At 66.0% G+C, this 14,613-nt stretch carries 16 protein-coding genes; 4 read left to right on the top strand and 12 right to left on the bottom strand.

Annotated features, from left to right (window positions below):
* Positions 1 to 5 precede the first annotated feature (5 nt).
* The 3 genes from cydB to ACFZCE_RS04285 are packed head-to-tail and all read left to right on the top strand — an operon-like array spanning position 6 to position 1,559.
* Positions 6 to 1,148 (top strand): cytochrome d ubiquinol oxidase subunit II, encoded by a 1,143-nt coding sequence (cydB, locus tag ACFZCE_RS04295; RefSeq protein ID WP_390936370.1) that lies wholly within the window; start codon positions 6 to 8, stop codon positions 1,146 to 1,148.
* A gap of 17 nt (positions 1,149 to 1,165) precedes the next feature.
* The gene (cydX, locus tag ACFZCE_RS04290; RefSeq protein ID WP_390936368.1) at positions 1,166 to 1,282 is read left to right on the top strand and encodes a cytochrome bd-I oxidase subunit CydX; all 117 of its coding nucleotides are present in this window, start codon (positions 1,166 to 1,168) and stop codon (positions 1,280 to 1,282) included.
* Positions 1,269 to 1,559 carry a cyd operon YbgE family protein gene (locus tag ACFZCE_RS04285; RefSeq protein ID WP_390936367.1) on the top strand — a complete coding sequence of 97 codons (291 nt, stop codon included), beginning with the start codon at positions 1,269 to 1,271 and terminating at the stop codon, positions 1,557 to 1,559. The genes cydX and ACFZCE_RS04285 overlap by 14 nt, the downstream gene beginning before the upstream one ends.
* Here the strand turns inward: ACFZCE_RS04285 and ACFZCE_RS04280 are convergent, their stop codons facing one another.
* The 6 genes from ACFZCE_RS04280 to exbB form a co-directional block, all read right to left on the bottom strand.
* The gene (locus ACFZCE_RS04280) at positions 1,560 to 2,954 is read right to left on the bottom strand and encodes an HDOD domain-containing protein (protein WP_390936366.1); all 1,395 of its coding nucleotides are present in this window, start codon (positions 2,952 to 2,954) and stop codon (positions 1,560 to 1,562) included.
* An 82-nt stretch (positions 2,955 to 3,036) separates the two neighbouring features.
* Complete coding sequence (recG, locus tag ACFZCE_RS04275) at positions 3,037 to 5,112, bottom strand: ATP-dependent DNA helicase RecG (protein WP_390936365.1); 2,076 nt, start codon at positions 5,110 to 5,112, stop codon at positions 3,037 to 3,039.
* Entirely contained in the window at positions 5,109 to 6,041 is a 933-nt protein-coding gene (locus tag ACFZCE_RS04270) for a LysR substrate-binding domain-containing protein (protein ID WP_390936363.1), read from the bottom strand. The genes recG and ACFZCE_RS04270 overlap by 4 nt, the downstream gene beginning before the upstream one ends.
* Before the next feature lie 90 nt (positions 6,042 to 6,131).
* Positions 6,132 to 6,881: a TonB family protein gene (locus ACFZCE_RS04265; RefSeq protein WP_390936361.1), complete on the bottom strand. Its 750-nt coding sequence runs from the start codon at positions 6,879 to 6,881 to the stop codon at positions 6,132 to 6,134.
* The gene (exbD, locus tag ACFZCE_RS04260) at positions 6,878 to 7,306 is read right to left on the bottom strand and encodes a TonB system transport protein ExbD (RefSeq protein ID WP_390936358.1); all 429 of its coding nucleotides are present in this window, start codon (positions 7,304 to 7,306) and stop codon (positions 6,878 to 6,880) included. The genes ACFZCE_RS04265 and exbD overlap by 4 nt, the downstream gene beginning before the upstream one ends.
* A gap of 3 nt (positions 7,307 to 7,309) precedes the next feature.
* Positions 7,310 to 8,287: a tonB-system energizer ExbB gene (gene exbB / locus ACFZCE_RS04255; RefSeq protein WP_390936356.1), complete on the bottom strand. Its 978-nt coding sequence runs from the start codon at positions 8,285 to 8,287 to the stop codon at positions 7,310 to 7,312.
* 183 nt (positions 8,288 to 8,470) lie between these two features.
* Here exbB and ACFZCE_RS04250 point away from each other — a divergent pair, with 183 nt between their 5' ends.
* Positions 8,471 to 9,310, top strand: a complete 840-nt coding sequence (locus ACFZCE_RS04250) for an NAD-dependent epimerase/dehydratase family protein (RefSeq protein WP_390936353.1) — start codon at positions 8,471 to 8,473, stop codon at positions 9,308 to 9,310.
* A 6-nt stretch (positions 9,311 to 9,316) separates the two neighbouring features.
* Here ACFZCE_RS04250 and ACFZCE_RS04245 read toward each other — a convergent pair whose 3' ends face one another.
* The 6 genes from ACFZCE_RS04245 to ACFZCE_RS04220 form a co-directional block, all read right to left on the bottom strand.
* A complete protein-coding gene (locus ACFZCE_RS04245) occupies positions 9,317 to 10,054 on the bottom strand; it encodes a hypothetical protein (protein WP_390936352.1) in 738 nt (245 codons plus the stop codon).
* Positions 10,055 to 10,115: 61 nt separating this feature from the next.
* Positions 10,116 to 10,496 carry a Rid family detoxifying hydrolase gene (locus tag ACFZCE_RS04240; RefSeq protein ID WP_390936350.1) on the bottom strand — a complete coding sequence of 127 codons (381 nt, stop codon included), beginning with the start codon at positions 10,494 to 10,496 and terminating at the stop codon, positions 10,116 to 10,118.
* Between the two features lie 30 nt (positions 10,497 to 10,526).
* Positions 10,527 to 12,635: a bifunctional GTP diphosphokinase/guanosine-3',5'-bis pyrophosphate 3'-pyrophosphohydrolase gene (spoT, locus tag ACFZCE_RS04235; RefSeq protein WP_390936348.1), complete on the bottom strand. Its 2,109-nt coding sequence runs from the start codon at positions 12,633 to 12,635 to the stop codon at positions 10,527 to 10,529.
* 56 nt (positions 12,636 to 12,691) lie between these two features.
* Complete coding sequence (rpoZ, locus tag ACFZCE_RS04230) at positions 12,692 to 12,955, bottom strand: DNA-directed RNA polymerase subunit omega (protein ID WP_390936346.1); 264 nt, start codon at positions 12,953 to 12,955, stop codon at positions 12,692 to 12,694.
* Positions 12,956 to 13,077: 122 nt separating this feature from the next.
* The gene (gene gmk, locus ACFZCE_RS04225; protein WP_390936345.1) at positions 13,078 to 13,695 is read right to left on the bottom strand and encodes a guanylate kinase; all 618 of its coding nucleotides are present in this window, start codon (positions 13,693 to 13,695) and stop codon (positions 13,078 to 13,080) included.
* A gap of 13 nt (positions 13,696 to 13,708) precedes the next feature.
* The gene (locus ACFZCE_RS04220; RefSeq protein WP_390936344.1) at positions 13,709 to 14,572 is read right to left on the bottom strand and encodes a YicC/YloC family endoribonuclease; all 864 of its coding nucleotides are present in this window, start codon (positions 14,570 to 14,572) and stop codon (positions 13,709 to 13,711) included.
* Between the last annotated feature and the right edge of the window lie 41 nt (positions 14,573 to 14,613).

The raw sequence follows: 14,613 nt of genomic DNA, 5'->3' as shown, positions 1-14,613 counted from the left end.
TGACGATGTTCGATTACGAAACACTCAAACTGATTTGGTGGGTACTGGTCGGCGTGTTGCTGATCGGTTTCGCCCTGACGGACGGCTTCGACCTGGGCGCGGCGCTGCTGATGCCCGTGGTGGGCCGCACTGACACCGAGCGGCGGGTGGTGATCAACACCATCGCGCCGCACTGGGACGGCAACCAGGTGTGGTTGATCACCGCCGGCGGCGCGTTGTTCGCCGCCTGGCCACTGGTGTACTCGGCGGCGTTCTCGGGCTTTTACTGGGCCTTGCTGCTGGTGCTGTTCGCGCTGTTCGTGCGCCCGGTGGGCTTCGACTACCGCAGCAAGCTGGAGAACACCCGCTGGCGGCAAAGCTGGGACTGGGCGCTGTGCATCGGCGCGGTGGTGCCGTCGCTGGTGTTCGGCGTGGCCTTTGGCAACCTGCTGCAAGGGGTGCCGTTCCAGTTCGATGAAACCCTGCGCGCCAGCTACCACGGCAACTTCTGGGGCCTGCTCAACCCGTTCGGCCTGCTTGCTGGGGTGGTCAGCCTGAGCATGCTGGCGCTGCACGGCGGCACCTGGCTGATGATGCGCACCGAAGGCGCGCTGGCCCAACGCGCGCGGCGCTCGGCGCAACTGCTGGCGCTGGTGCTGCTGCTGGCGTTTGCTGGCTGTGGCGTGTGGCTGGAACTGGGCAACATCCAGGGCATGGTGATCACCTCTACCTTCGAGGCCGGCGCCGCGCTCAACCCACTGGATAAAACCGTGGCGCTGACCAACCCGGGCTGGATGGCCAACTACCAGGCCTACCCGCTCACCGCGCTGGCGCCCGTGCTGGGCATCGTCGGCGGCCTGCTGGCGCTGCTGGGGGCTTCGATGAGCAAGGCGCGCACGGCGTTCTTGGGCAGCAGCCTGGCGATCACCGGGGTGATCCTCACCGCGGGCTTTGCGCTGTTCCCCTTCGTGATGCCGTCCAGCCTCGACCCGGCCTCCAGCCTGACCGTCTGGGACGCTGTCTCAAGCCGTACCACGCTGGTGATCATGACCTGCGCGGCGGCGATCTTCGTGCCGTTGATCCTGGCCTACACCTCGTGGTGCTACTTCAAGATGTGGGGCAAGGTCACCCCGGCGCACATCGATAACAACCCGCACGGCCTCTACTGAGCCCAGGAGTTTCGAACATGTGGTATTTCGCTTGGATTCTCGGCGTGTTGCTGGCCTGCAGCTTCGGCATCATCAACGCCCTGTGGCTCGAAAGCTCGGGCAGCCTCGATGAGTGCGGCCATGAGCGCGGTTGACCTGCCGCGCCCCGGCCGCTGGCAGGCGGCCGGGCGCGTGGGCTCGCTGTTGCTGGCGGCGCCCATGGCGTTAGTGCTGTTGATTACCCCCGCGGCCATGCTCGACGAGCAGGGCCAGTACAGCCACAACCTGCTCATGCTGGTGATGTGGGGCGTGGCGGGTGGGTTCATTCATGGCGTGGGCTTCGTGCCCCGCGCCCTGGCCTGGCGGGTGATGTTCCACCCGCTGCTGGCCTGGGCCTTGATGGCGCTGGGCTACGCGCTGTTGCTGCGTTGATCAGCCGAACTGGTGGGCCAGTTCGCGTAGCAGTTTTTCGGCTTCGAGCACCTTGGCCACCACTTCTTCGGCCTTCTCGCGGGTGATGCCCACCCGCTCGAAGAACGCCGGCGTCAGCTCTGCCGCCGGCTCCGAGCCAATGCCACGGGCGTGCAGCAGGTTGACCGCCAGGCACACCAGGTTGGCGTACATCGCGTGTTCGCCCTCGTAGTCCGGGTCGTTCTGGAAGCGCAGCGCGGTGGCCAACTCGTCGGGCATGTCCCAGTAGCTCATCAACCAGGCGCCGATCTGCTCGCGGCTCAGGCCCAGCAGGTGCTGCTCGACCAAGCTGTGGTTCAGGTGCGGGTTCACCTCGAGGTGGCGGCACACCAGCGAGAAGTGCGGCGGGAACACGTGCGCCAGCAGCAGGTAGCCGAAGTTGTGCAGCAGGCCGCCGAGGTAGGTCAGGCCGGCTTCCGGGCGCTTGTCTCGGGGGATGGCGCGGGTCAGGCCTTCGATCACCGCGGCGGTGTAGATCGACTGCTGCCAGTACGGCGTGGCGTGCTGGGGGTTGTCTTTGGGCAGGCTCAGGGTTTTGCCCAGGGCCAAGCCGAGTGCCAGGTTGATCACCAGGTCAAAGCCCAGCACCCGCACGATGGCGTCTTCGACCGAGCGCACCTTGCCGGGCGAAGCGTAGTAGGGCGAGGCTGCCCAACTGACGACTTGCGCGGCCAGCGCCGGGTCGGTTTCGACCACGCCGGCGATGTCGTCGACCGAGGCGTTCGGGTCAACCCGCAGCTTGATGATTTTTTGCGCGGTCTTGGCCAGCGGCGGGATCTCGATGGTCGACTCGAGGCGCTGCTGGATGCGCCGGGCGGTGAAGGCCTGCACCTGCTTGCTGACTTCCGCCGTGGAAGCGGGCAGGGCGGCGTGGCTCAGGCGGGCCATTTTCATCGACTCGCCAAAGCGCGCGGCACTGCCGTTGGCCAGGGTTTTGCGCAGTTGCTCGCTGGCGATTTCCAGCAGCACGCCGGGCGTGCCGGAGGCGATCAGCAGGGTGGGCTGGTCAAGCAACCGTTCGTCGTACAGGTACGGCGCGGCGATCAGCGACGGCAACGCCGGCAGGCTGGCCAATTGGTGAGGGTCGAGCATGCGCCGCAGGCGTTCGGTCGGCACCGCGGTGAGCGTGCGCCCGGTGAGCTCGGCGATTCGGTTGAGGTCGAGCAGTTGGTCCTGGGTCATCAGCACCATCAGGGTGCCCACGGCGTCGCCCAGCAGCACTGCCTGCGCCTTGCGCCCAGCCTCGATGGCGGGCGAATCGATGACTTCACTCCATGTGACCCCCAACTTGTCGAGGTGCTGCTGCACCACCAATGGGGCGTGCGGTACCGCGGTTTCCAGGGCTACTTCAGTCATTTGCTGTATCCGAACCTATACAAGGACGCCAGTATACCCATCCCTTGTACAGGGGCTGGAATGCTTTGCAGTTGTGTTTGCGTCAAACCTGGCCGTATTGCTGCCCATGGCGCAGCCAACGATGCATCAAAGGGCTGATGTGATCGGGCCAGCGTGCGATGAGCGCCTGCGCGGCGTCGCGCACTGATGGTAGCAGATCGGCGTCGCGCATCAGGTCTGCCACCTTGAACTGTAGCAGGCCCGTCTGTCGGGTTCCGAGCATTTCGCCGGGGCCGCGCAGCTCGAGGTCTTTTTCGGCGATCACGAAGCCGTCGTTGGTTTCACGCATGATACCCAGCCGCTCGCGGCCAATCTGCGACAGCGGCGGGTGGTACATCAGCACGCAGTGGCTGGCGGCGCTGCCCCGGCCCACCCGGCCGCGCAGCTGGTGCAACTGGGCCAGGCCCAGGCGCTCGGGGTTTTCGATGATCATCAGGCTGGAGTTGGGTACGTCTACCCCCACTTCGATCACCGTGGTGGCCACCAGCAGCTGCAGCTCGCCGGCCTTGAACTGGCCCATCACCTCGGCTTTTTCCGCGGGCTTCATGCGCCCGTGGATCAACCCCACGCGCAGTTCGCCGAGGGCCAGGCTGAGGTCTTCGAACGTGCCTTGGGCGGCCTGGCAGGTGAGCTCTTCGGACTCTTCGATCAGCGTGCACACCCAATACGCTTGGCGCCCTTCGGCGCAGGCCGCGCGCACCCGCTCGACCACTTCGGCGCGGCGGCTGTCGGCGACCAGAACGGTGTTCACCGGGGTGCGCCCGGGGGGGAGTTCGTCGAGAATCGAGGTGTCGAGGTCTGCATAGGCACTCATCGCCAGAGTGCGCGGGATCGGCGTGGCGGTCATGATCAACTGGTGCGGGCTGAGGCGGCCGTCTACGCCCTTTTGGCGCAGGGCCAGGCGCTGCTGCACGCCGAAGCGGTGTTGTTCGTCGATGATCGCCAGCGCCAGCCGGCTGAAGCGCACTTCATCCTGGAACAGCGCATGGGTGCCCACCACCATCGGCGCGCCGCCGGCAATCCGCTCCAGCGCCGAGGCGCGGGCCTTGCCCTTGAGCTTGCCCGCCAGCCAGGCGACTTCGATGCCGAGCGGCTCGAGCCAGCGCTGGAAGGTCATGTAGTGCTGCTCGGCGAGGATTTCGGTGGGCGCCATCAGCGCCACCTGGTAGCCGGCCTCCAGCGCCTGCAATGCCGCCAGCGCCGCCACCACGGTTTTGCCCGCGCCGACGTCGCCCTGCACCAGGCGCATCATCGGCGTGGGCTGGGCCAGGTCGTAGGCGATCTCGGCGGCGACCCGCTGCTGCGCGCCGGTTGGCTGGAAGCCCAGCCCGGCCAGGTAGCGCTGCGGCAACGCGCGCGGCTTGGGCAATGCCGGGGCGCGGCGCGCGCGCAGGCTTTCGCGCAGCTTTTGCTGCGACAACTGGTGGGTGAGCAGTTCTTCGAAGGCCAGCCGGTGTTGCGCCCAGTGGTGCCCCAGGGCCAGCTCTTCTACATCCGCGTCGGCCGGCGGGTTGTGCAGGTAGCGGATGGCATCTGCCAGGGGCGCCAACTGGTAATCGCGGGCCAGTTCCTCCGGCAGCCAGTCGGGCAGGCTACTCGGGCCGAGCAGTGCCAGGCTTTGCTGGCACAGCTGGCGCAGGCGCTGTTGGGTCAGCCCTTCGGTCAGCGGGTAGATCGGCGTAAGGGTTTGCTCGACCGGTGGCGGTTCGTCGCCGGTCAGCGCGCGGTACTCCGGGTGGTAGATTTCCAGCCCTGAAGCACCGGGGCGCACCTCACCGTAGCAGCGCACCGCGGTGCCACGCTTGAGGCCGTCTTTTTGCGCGTTGCTGAAGTGGTAAAAGCGCAGGCTCAGCGCGCCGCTGCCATCGTTGAGCCGCACCACCAGGCTGCGGCGCCGGCCCATCACCACGTCGGCGCCGGTGACGGTGCCTTCTACCACCGCGTCCTGCCCCGGGCGTAGCTGGCCAATCGGCACCACGCGGGTGCGGTCCTGGTAGCGCAGGGGCAGGTGGAACAGTACGTCTTGCAGGGTGTCGAGCCCTACCCGGGCCAGCTTTTCGGCCATCGCCTCGCCCACGCCCTTGAGTACCGTGACCGGTACGCTGGCGAGTTCGGTCATACCGCGACTTTTTCCTGGGCCGGGGCCTTGGCCACCGAGCACAGGCGGATGGAGTCCGCGAGAATTTCAATCGCCTTCGGCCGCGGGAAGCTGGCGCGCCAGGCGATGGCCACGGTGCGGTACGGAGCCGGGGAGGTCATCGGGCGCACTTCGATCACGCCGGGGGCGTAATGGTGGCTGTGCACGGCGGAGAGCGGCAGCACCGACACCCCCAGGCCCGAGGCGACCATGTGGCGGATGGTTTCGAGCGAGCTGGATTCGACCGTGGTGTGGCGCGAGGCCTCCGAACCCTTGTTCAGGGTGGGGCAGGCTTCGAGCACCTGGTCGCGGAAGCAGTGGCCCTCGCCAAGCAGCAGCAGGCTCTTGTCGTTGAGCAGGGCCGGGTCGATGGTTTCCTTGCGGGTCCAGGGGTGGTCGCTGGGCATCAGCACCTGGAAGGGCTCGTCGTACAGCGGCAGGGTAAGTACATCGGCCTCGGCGAAGGGCAGGGCGATGATGACCGCGTCCAGCTCGCCGTTGCGCAGTTTGTCGCGCAGGATGTGGGTGAAGTTCTCTTCGATGTACAGCGGCATCTGCGGCGCCACGCGGTGCAGTTGCGGGATCAGATGCGGGAACAGGTAAGGGCCGACGGTATAGATGGCGCCGACCTTGAGCGGGGCGGTGAGCTGGTTCTTGCCGGCCTGGGCCAGTTCACGGATGCCCTGGGCTTGCTCCAGCACCTTTTGCGCCTGGGCGACGATGCTTTCACCGACCGGGGTCAGGCGCACGGCACTTTTACTGCGCTCGAAAATCAGCACGCCCAGTTCGTCTTCGAGCTTTTTCACCCCAACCGACAGGGTGGGCTGGCTGACGTGGCAACGTTCGGCCGCATGGCCGAAGTGCTGCTCTTGGGCGAGCGTGACGATATAGCGCAATTCAGTGAGGGTCATAACGTGCGTCCGGGAAGTGGCGGGCCCAGCATAGCCGGTACCTTCGATAGACGCACGTTATCAGCCGCGCTCAATCATGACAAAAAACAATCAGCGCGGGTCGGTCAGGTTGAAGTTGAACGGGGCCTTGAGCTTGACCGTGCCACCGCTGAGTAACTCGGCGGGCGGCTTGGGCATCGGCGTGGCCTTGCGCACCTGTTTGAGGGCGGCTTCGTCGAGCAGGCTGCTGCCGGAGCTCATCGAAACGGCCACGTCGAGCAGCTTGCCGTCGCTGTCCAGGGTGAACTCCAGGATCACCGTACCCTCGTTGCGGCGCATCCGCGCCATGCGTGGGTATTCCTTGTACTTGGCCAGGTGCTGCAGCAAATCGCTTTGCCAGGTGCGCTTGGCTTCGCTGTTGGACGGCGGCGCGGCCGGCTGCGGCGGTGCCGGCTTGGGCGCGGCAGCCTTTTCGGAGTCCGTCGGCGCGGTTTTGGCCACTTCCTGCGGTACTTCCTTGGGCGGCTCGGGCTTTTTCTCTTCCGGCTTGGGCTGCGGCTTGGCCTTGGGCTTCACCGGCTTGGGCACGGCGATCTTCGGCGTGGGCGCTTCAGCGAGCTTTGGCAGTGGCGGCTCTTCGACCGGGGCCGGGGGCTGCGGCTGCACCACCTTGGGCGGCGGCGGTGGCGCCGGCGGCTCTGGCAGCGGTGGCAGTTCCACGACCATCGCCGCCGGCGGCAACTCGACGGGCTTGGGGCCCGGCCAGTTGAGGGCGATGATGATCACCGCGGCATGCACACCCAGCACCAGGGCCAGGCCGCCGCCATAGCGAGCAATGTTCTGGCGAGGGGTCGGGTTCATTTTTTACCGACCGTTTCCAGGCCCACCAGGCCGACCTTCAGGTAACCGGCGGCGCGCAGGGTGTTCATCACGTCCATCAGGTCACCGTAATCCACGCCTTTGTCAGCCTGGAAGAAAATCGTGGTGTCTTTCTTGCCCTTGGTCTTGGTGTCGAGGAACTGGCCCAGCTGCTCCTTTTTCACCGCGTCGTCGCCCACGTAAAGGTTTTTGTCGGCCTTTACGCTGAGGAACACCGGTTTTTCAGGGCGCGGCTGCGGCTTGGCGGTGGAGGCCGGCAGGTCAACCTTGATGTCGACCGTGGCCAGCGGCGCCGCGACCATGAAGATGATCAACAGCACCAGCATCACGTCGATGAAGGGCGTGACGTTGATCTCGTGGTTTTCCGCCAGCTCGTCGCCGGCACCCTCTTTAAGATGCAGGCCCATGGCTCAACCCACCTTCACCATGGGCCGCTGGGCAGTACGCTCCCCAACGGGCTGGTGGTCGAGGTCACGGCTGACCAGCAGCAGCACCTGAGCGCTGGCGTCGGAGACCATCGCCTTGTAGTTGGTGATGGAGCGGGCGAAGACGTTGTAGATCACCACGGCGGGGATCGCCGCGACCAGGCCGATGGCGGTGGCCAGCAGCGCTTCGGCGATGCCCGGGGCGACCACGGCGAGGTTGGTGGTCTGGGTTTTGGCGATGCCGATGAAGCTGTTCATGATGCCCCACACGGTACCGAACAGGCCCACGAACGGCGCGGTCGAACCGATGGTGGCGAGTACGCCGGTGCCGGCGCTCATGCTGCGGCCGCTGGCGGCCACCAGGCGCTCGAGGCGGAAGCTCACGCGCTCTTTGATGCCTTCGATTTCACGGGCGTTGGCCGACAGGTGCATTTCTTCCATGGCGTCGTCCACCAGGGTGTGCGCCAGGGTGCCTTTGCGGGTTGCAACCTCGCTGGCGGCCTTGAGGGTGGCGGCCTGCTTGAGTTGCACGATTTCACGGCGCAGGCGGCGCTTGGCGCCCAGCAGCTCAAGGCCTTTGGCGATCCAGATGGTCCAGGTGATGATCGAGGCCAGGGCCAGGCCGATCATTACGGCTTTCACCACGACGTCAGCGTTCTGGTACATGCCCCAGGGCGACAGGTCATGGCCCATGCCCAGCGTGGTATCTTGCGCCAGCGGCGGCAGCGCATCGCTGCTGGCGCCGTCGGCGGCCGGCAGGCTGTTGGCGTCGTGGGCCGGTCTGGCATCAGCCGGCGCAGCTGCGGGCGCGCTGGCGGCCGGTGCGCTGGTGGCGGTGTTGGGCTCTTCGGCGAAGGCGGCCGGTGCAAGGGCAAGGCCCAGCAGCAGCGCTGCGACAGCCCGCCATGCACGGAACTGGCCTGATGGCTGGGAGGGCGATGCAAAGTGGCGGTGGTTTGTCATGCTGGCCGGACCTGAATAGCGAAAAAGAGGTTTGGCTGTCCTTGCTTCGGCACCCGAGCGCCGGGACAAATGGGCGCGTATTATTGCAAGTAATTCTTGTTAACAAAAGTTGTTACAGGGCTTTTTTTCACTTTAATGCGGCTGATTTGCAATCAAATGTTGGCCGGGCGGCAGGAGAACCACGTGGCGACAGCGTTATTGGCGGGGTGTGGCGACATCGGCGGGCGCCTGGCAAGCCTGCTGCTGGCGCGGGGTTGGGCGGTACACGGGCTGCGCCGCAACGCCAGCCAGGTGCCGGCTGGGGTGTTGCCGTTGGCGGCCGACCTCGCCCAGCCCAACTGCCCGGCGGCCTGGCCCAGCGGCCCGTTGGACTACCTGGTGTATTGCGTGGCCGCTGATAGCCACAGCGAAGCCGGCTACCAAGCCGCCTATGTGCAGGGCTTGCGCCATGTGCTGGGTTGGCTGGCCGCCCACGGGCAGCGGCCACGGCGGCTGGTGTTCGTGTCCAGCACCAGTGTGTACGGCCAGGCCGAGGGGGAATGGGTCGATGAACAGGCCGCCACTGAGCCGGCGGGGTTTTCCGGGCGGTTGATGCTACAGGCCGAGGCGTTGGCCCACGGCAGTGGCGTGCCGGCTACCGTGGTGCGCCTGGCCGGTATCTACGGCCCTGGGCGGGAGCGCCTGCTCAGCCAGGTGCGCGAGGGCTACCAGGTGGCGGCGCAGCCGCCGATGTACGCCAACCGCATTCACGCCGACGATGCCGCCGGGCTGCTTGCCCACCTGCTGCTGGCTGACCAGCAAGGCCAGCCGTTGGCGCCGTGTTACCTGGGGGTGGATGACGCGCCAGTGGGGTTGGCTGAGGTGTTCGAATGGCTGCGGGGGCAACTGGGCGTGACCCAGCTCAAGGCCGAGGCCTTTGTGCGCCGTACCGGCAGCAAGCGTTGCAGCAACGGCCTGGCGCGGGCGGCCGGGTGGGCGCCGCGCTACCCCAGCTACCGTGAGGGGTATTCGGCGTTGCTGTAGGGCCGGTTAGCGCTGCAACAGCCAGCGGCGCGCGCCGGGTTGGAAGCTCGGCATTTCATCGGCGCCCGCGGTGTTCACCGCTTCGAGGATCTCCAGGCGCTTGCCGTCGCGGCGGAAGATGTACGCATTGCCCACCTTCTGCCGCTCCAGCCAGAGGCTGTCGTACTCGCCGCTCATGGCCGCGCAATCGCCGCCCAGGCACAGGGCGTAGCGGTCCAGGCCGGGCAGGCCGGTGACCTGGCCGTCGGCGCCGAAGGTCACGGTGGCGCCGCTGCCCTGGCCGTCGACGATCTTCCAGTTGCCGCCCATGAACGCCCCATACAACTGGCGCTCGAAGGCCGCCCCGGGGGGCAGTTCGCCCTCCGGCTGCGCGGCTGGCCGGGCGAAGGTTTGCTCGGGGCCGGAGTCCGTCGCGGCCTGGGTCAGCTCATTGCCGCTGAGGCTGAGGGTTTCCTGGCCGCTGCCGTAAATGTCTACCTGCCACTGGCCTTTGCCGGGGCCGGGCTTGAAGGTGCCCTCACCCAGCTCGAAGCCATTGCTGAAGGTGGCTTCGCCGGCCTTGCTGTCGATTTTCCATTCCAGGTTCGGCCCGTCGGCCAGCAGCGCTTTGCGCAGGTTGCCGGTTTTCACGGCATCGTCGATGGCTTGCTGGTTGACCCAGGTACCGCCAGGGTCGCGGTCGTTGTGGCTGGCGCAGCCACTGAGCAGGGCCAGCAGGGCGAGGGCGGGCAGCGAGTGACGCATGGGAAGGGTCCTTGCGCTTCGAAACAGGGAGCGCGGGGCGGCGGGCCGCCCCGCAGTGCGATCAGTCGATGACCAGGATGGCGTCCATTTCGACCTGCGAGCCTTTCGGCAGGGCGGCCACGCCGATGGCGGCGCGCGCCGGGTACGGCTGCTGGAAGTAGCGGCCCATCACTTCGTTGACGGTGGCGAAGTTGCCCAGGTCGATCAGGAAGATGTTCAGCTTGACCACGTCCTTGAGCGAACCGCCCGCGGCTTCGGCCACCGACTTGAGGTTCTCGAACACTTGTACGGCCTGGGCCTCGAAGCCTTCGACCAGCTCCATGGTGGCCGGGTCGAGGGGGATCTGCCCGGACATGTACACGGTGTTGCCCGCCTTGATGGCCTGGGAGTAGGTGCCGATGGCCGCGGGGGCTTTGTCGCTGTGGATAACGGACTTGGTCATGTGGTTCTCCTTGAAGGGGGTGGGCGTGGTTCAGGCGCGCATGCGGGTGATGCGCACCACGCCGGTAAGCGCGCGCAGCTTTTTGATCACGCGGGCGAGGTGGATGCGGTCATGCACGCTGACCACCAGTTGGACGATGCTGATACGCCCGTCGCGTTCGTCCATGCTGATTTTCTCGATGTTGCCGTCGGCGGCGTTGACGCTGCTGGCCAGCAGGGCGATCAGCCCGCGCTGGTGTTCGAGCTCGACCCGCAGTTCGACGTTGAACTCGCCGGTCACGTCCTTGGCCCACGACAACTGGATGCATTTTTCCGGGTTCTGCCGGATTTCGCTGATGTTCTTGCAGTTCTCGAGGTGCACGACCATGCCGCGGCCGGCCGACAGGTGGCCGACGATCGGGTCTCCGGGGATCGGCGTGCAGCACTTGGCGTAGCTGAGCACCAGGCCCTCGGTGCCGCGAATCGCCAGGGGGCTTTCGGGGCTGGGCAGGCGGTCGTTTTCGTTGGCCAGCAAGCGCCGCGCCACCACATAGGCCATGCGGTTGCCCAGGCCGATGTCTTCGAGCAGGTCTTCGATCACCTCGACCTTGTACTCAGCCAGCACGGCGTGCACCTGGGCCGGGGAGATTTTGTCCAGCGCGCTTTCGAAGCCGTTGAGCACCTTGTTCAGCAGGCGCTCGCCCAGGCTGATCGACTCGGAGCGGCGTTGCAGCTTCAGCGCGTGGCGGATGTGCGTGCGCGCCTTGCCGGTGACCACGAAGTTCAGCCAGGCCGGGTTCGGCCGCGCGCCAGGGGCGCTGACGATCTCGACGGTGGAGCCGCTTTGCAGCGGTTCGGACAGCGGCGCCAGGCGGCGGTTGATGCGGCAGGCGATGCAGCTGTTGCCCACGTCGGTGTGCACGGCATAGGCGAAATCCACCGCGGTCGACCCTTTGGGCAGCTCCATGATGCGGCCTTTGGGGGTGAACACGTAGACTTCGTCAGGGAACAGGTCGATCTTGACGCTTTCAATGAATTCCAGCGAGTTACCCGCGCGCTGCTGCAGTTCGAGGATGCCCTTGACCCATTGGCGCGCCCGGGCATGGCTGCCCTTGGGCTGCTCGTTGTCGTCCGATTTGTACAGCCAATGGGCGGCGATGCCGTTATTGGCCATTTCTTCCATTTCGCGGGTGCGAATCTGGATTTCGATCGGTACCCCGTGCATGCCGAACAGCGTGGTGTGTAGCGACTGGTAGCCGTTGGCCTTGGGGATCGCGATGTAATCCTTGAAGCGCCCCGGCAGCGGCTTGTACAGGTTGTGCACGGCGCCGAGCACGCGGTAGCAGGTGTCGACCTTGTCGACCACGATGCGGAAGGCGTACACGTCCATGATCTCGTTGAACGCCCGGCGCTTGCCGCGCATCTTCTTGTAGATGCCGTACAGGTGCTTTTGCCGGCCACTGACGTCGCCTTCGATGCCGTCTACCGCCAGGCAGTGCTTGAGCGACTGCTCGATCTTGGCGACGATTTCCTTGCGGTTGCCGCGGGCGCGCTTGACCGCCTGGTGAATGCGCTCGGAGCGCATCGGGTGCATGGCCTTGAAGCCAAGGTCTTCGAATTCGACGCGCACATTGTGCATGCCCAGCCGGTTGGCGATGGGGGCGTAGATTTCGAGGGTTTCCTTGGCGATGCGCCGGCGTTTTTCACCGGACAGCACCTCGAGGGTGCGCATGTTGTGCAGGCGGTCGGCCAGCTTGACCAGGATCACGCGAATGTCCCGGGCCATGGCCATGGCCATTTTCTGGAAGTTTTCCGCCTGGGCCTCGGCCTTGGTCTCGAAGTTCATCTGGGTGAGCTTGCTCACCCCGTCGACCAGTTCGGCCACGGTTTCGCCGAATTGCGCGCTGAGCGCCTCTTTGGCGATGCCGGTGTCTTCGATCACATCGTGCAGCATGGCGGCCATCAGGCTTTGATGGTCCATGTGCATGTCGGCCAGGATGTTGGCCACGGCGAGCGGGTGGGTCACGTAGGGCTCGCCGCTGCGGCGGCGCTGCCCATCGTGGGCCTGCTCGGCGTAATAGTAAGCGCGGCGGACCAGGTTGACCTGGTCCTTACCCAAGTAAGTCGACAAACGATCGGCGAGAACGTCTATGGCGGGCAAGATCAATACTCCTGCCGTAGCGGCGCCTTCGCCGTATGCGGTCGACTGGGCATGGCTTAGAGTGCCTCGCTGGACTCGTCCTCGAAGGCGGTGAACAGCGGCTCTTCATCGACGATTTCAGCTTCGGCGATCACGTCGTAGTCGATCAGGCCGGCAGCGATTTCGCGCAGGGCAACGACGGTAGGCTTGTCGTTTTCCCAGCCGACCTTGGGCTCTTTGCCGCCGGTGGCGAGTTGGCGGGAACGCTTGGTCGCGAGCATGACCAGCTCGAAGCGGTTATCGACGTGGTCTAGGCAGTCTTCAACGGTCACGCGGGCCATGGTGTTCCTCGTTACAAATACAGTGGGCAGCGCCCAGTTTGGGCGAGCGGACTCGATAGTCTAAGAAAACCCCGGCATTAAGGGAAGGGCCCCGGGGCAACCGAGGCGGCCGGTGATCCGGTTCAGAGCAATTCTTGCAGCAAATGGGCGTGCCGTTCGGCCTGTTGGCCATGTTGCAGGCGGTTGCTGCGGAAAATCGCCTTGAGGTCTTCGAGGGCGGTGGCGAAATCGTCGTTGATCACCAGGTAGTCGTATTCGACGTGGTGGCGCATCTCATTGACGGCTTCGCGCATGCGGCCCTCGATGATTTCGTCGCTGTCCTGGCCGCGGTTGGTCAGGCGCTGGCGCAAAGCCTGCTGGCTAGGCGGCAGGATGAAGATCGAACGGGTGCCGGGGATCAGCCGGCGCACTTGCTCGCCGCCCTGCCAGTCGATTTCGAGGATCAGGTCGAAACCTTCCTTCAGGCTTTGCTCCAGGGTGCTCAGCGAGGTGCCATAGAGGTTGCCGAACACTTCGGCGTGCTCGAGGAAGTCGCCGTGGCCGACCATCTCGAGGAAGGTTTCGCGCTGGGTGAAGTGGTAGTTCACGCCGTTCACCTCGCCCGGGCGCATGGCGCGGGTGGTGTGCGACACCGACACACGGATGTTCGGCTGGGCGTCGATCAGTGCCTTGACCAGGCTGGTCTTGCCTGCGCCCGAAGGCGCCGAAACGATATAGAGGGTACCGCTGGTGTGGGCCATGGGTGTATGAACCTTACTCAATGTTCTGCACTTGTTCGCGCATTTGTTCGATCAGCACCTTGAGGTTGACCGCTGCTTGGGTACTGCGGGGGTCGAAGGCTTTCGACCCCAGGGTATTCGCTTCGCGGTTGAGTTCCTGCATAAGGAAATCAAGGCGCCGGCCGGCGGCGCCGCCGGCCTTGAGCACGCGGCGCACTTCGCCCACGTGGGTGGCGAGGCGGTCGAGTTCTTCGGCCACATCGCTTTTTTGTGCCAGCAGCACCAGCTCCTGCTCCAGGCGCTGAGGGTCGGCCTCGACCTTCAGTTCGGCGAAGCGGTCGAGGATTTTCTGCCGCTGCAGGGCCAGCATCTGTGGCACCAGGGCGCGCAAGGCCTGTACTTCCTGGGCCATGGCGTCGAGGCGTTCGCTGATCAGGCGGGCCAGCTCGGTGCCCTCGCGCTCGCGCCCGGCCTTGAGTTCGGCCAGGGCCTGGTCGAACAGTGCCAGGGCCTGCAGGTTCAGGGCCTGGGTGTCTGGGTCTCGGTTGGCCAGCACGCCGGGCCAGGCGAGCACCTCGAGCGGGTTGAGCGGGCCGGGCTGGTTGATCAGCCCGGCCACCACCTCGGCGGCGGCGACCACCTGCGCGGCGCGCTCGCGGTCGACATGCAGCGCCTGGCTGGCGGTGGCTTCGCTGAAGCGCAGCGTGCACTCGACCTTGCCCCGCGACAGCTGCTGGCGCAAGGCGTCGCGCACCGGGCCTTCGAGGTCGCGCAGCGCCTCGGGCAGGCGCAGGTGGGGTTCGAGGTAGCGGTGGTTGACCGACCGAACCTCCCAGCTGAGCGTGCCGTCGCCGCCTGCTCGCTCGGCCCTGGCGAACGCGGTCATGCTGCGAATCATAAGGTGGTCTCCCGGAACGTGAGGGCGCTGCGCCATCCTGG

It is taken from the genome of Pseudomonas sp. NPDC007930 (assembly GCF_042958985.1).
In the GTDB taxonomy this organism is placed as follows: Bacteria; Pseudomonadota; Gammaproteobacteria; order Pseudomonadales; family Pseudomonadaceae; genus Aquipseudomonas.
This window is presented reverse-complemented; position numbering and strand designations above follow the sequence as displayed.

Bases quoted from the DNA above. Each gene is read 5' to 3' on its own strand.
- cydB (WP_390936370.1), top strand. From the start codon at position 6: ATGTTCGATTACGAAACACTCAAACTGATTTGGTGGGTACTGGTCGGC.
- cydX (WP_390936368.1), top strand. From the start codon at position 1,166: ATGTGGTATTTCGCTTGGATTCTCGGCGTGTTGCTGGCCTGCAGCTTC.
- ACFZCE_RS04285 (WP_390936367.1), top strand. From the start codon at position 1,269: ATGAGCGCGGTTGACCTGCCGCGCCCCGGCCGCTGGCAGGCGGCCGGG.
- ACFZCE_RS04280 (WP_390936366.1), bottom strand. From the start codon at position 2,954: ATGACTGAAGTAGCCCTGGAAACCGCGGTACCGCACGCCCCATTGGTG.
- recG (WP_390936365.1), bottom strand. From the start codon at position 5,112: ATGACCGAACTCGCCAGCGTACCGGTCACGGTACTCAAGGGCGTGGGC.
- ACFZCE_RS04270 (WP_390936363.1), bottom strand. From the start codon at position 6,041: ATGACCCTCACTGAATTGCGCTATATCGTCACGCTCGCCCAAGAGCAG.
- ACFZCE_RS04265 (WP_390936361.1), bottom strand. From the start codon at position 6,881: ATGAACCCGACCCCTCGCCAGAACATTGCTCGCTATGGCGGCGGCCTG.
- exbD (WP_390936358.1), bottom strand. From the start codon at position 7,306: ATGGGCCTGCATCTTAAAGAGGGTGCCGGCGACGAGCTGGCGGAAAAC.
- exbB (WP_390936356.1), bottom strand. From the start codon at position 8,287: ATGACAAACCACCGCCACTTTGCATCGCCCTCCCAGCCATCAGGCCAG.
- ACFZCE_RS04245 (WP_390936352.1), bottom strand. From the start codon at position 10,054: ATGCGTCACTCGCTGCCCGCCCTCGCCCTGCTGGCCCTGCTCAGTGGC.
- ACFZCE_RS04240 (WP_390936350.1), bottom strand. From the start codon at position 10,496: ATGACCAAGTCCGTTATCCACAGCGACAAAGCCCCCGCGGCCATCGGC.
- rpoZ (WP_390936346.1), bottom strand. From the start codon at position 12,955: ATGGCCCGCGTGACCGTTGAAGACTGCCTAGACCACGTCGATAACCGC.
- gmk (WP_390936345.1), bottom strand. From the start codon at position 13,695: ATGGCCCACACCAGCGGTACCCTCTATATCGTTTCGGCGCCTTCGGGC.
- ACFZCE_RS04220 (WP_390936344.1), bottom strand. From the start codon at position 14,572: ATGATTCGCAGCATGACCGCGTTCGCCAGGGCCGAGCGAGCAGGCGGC.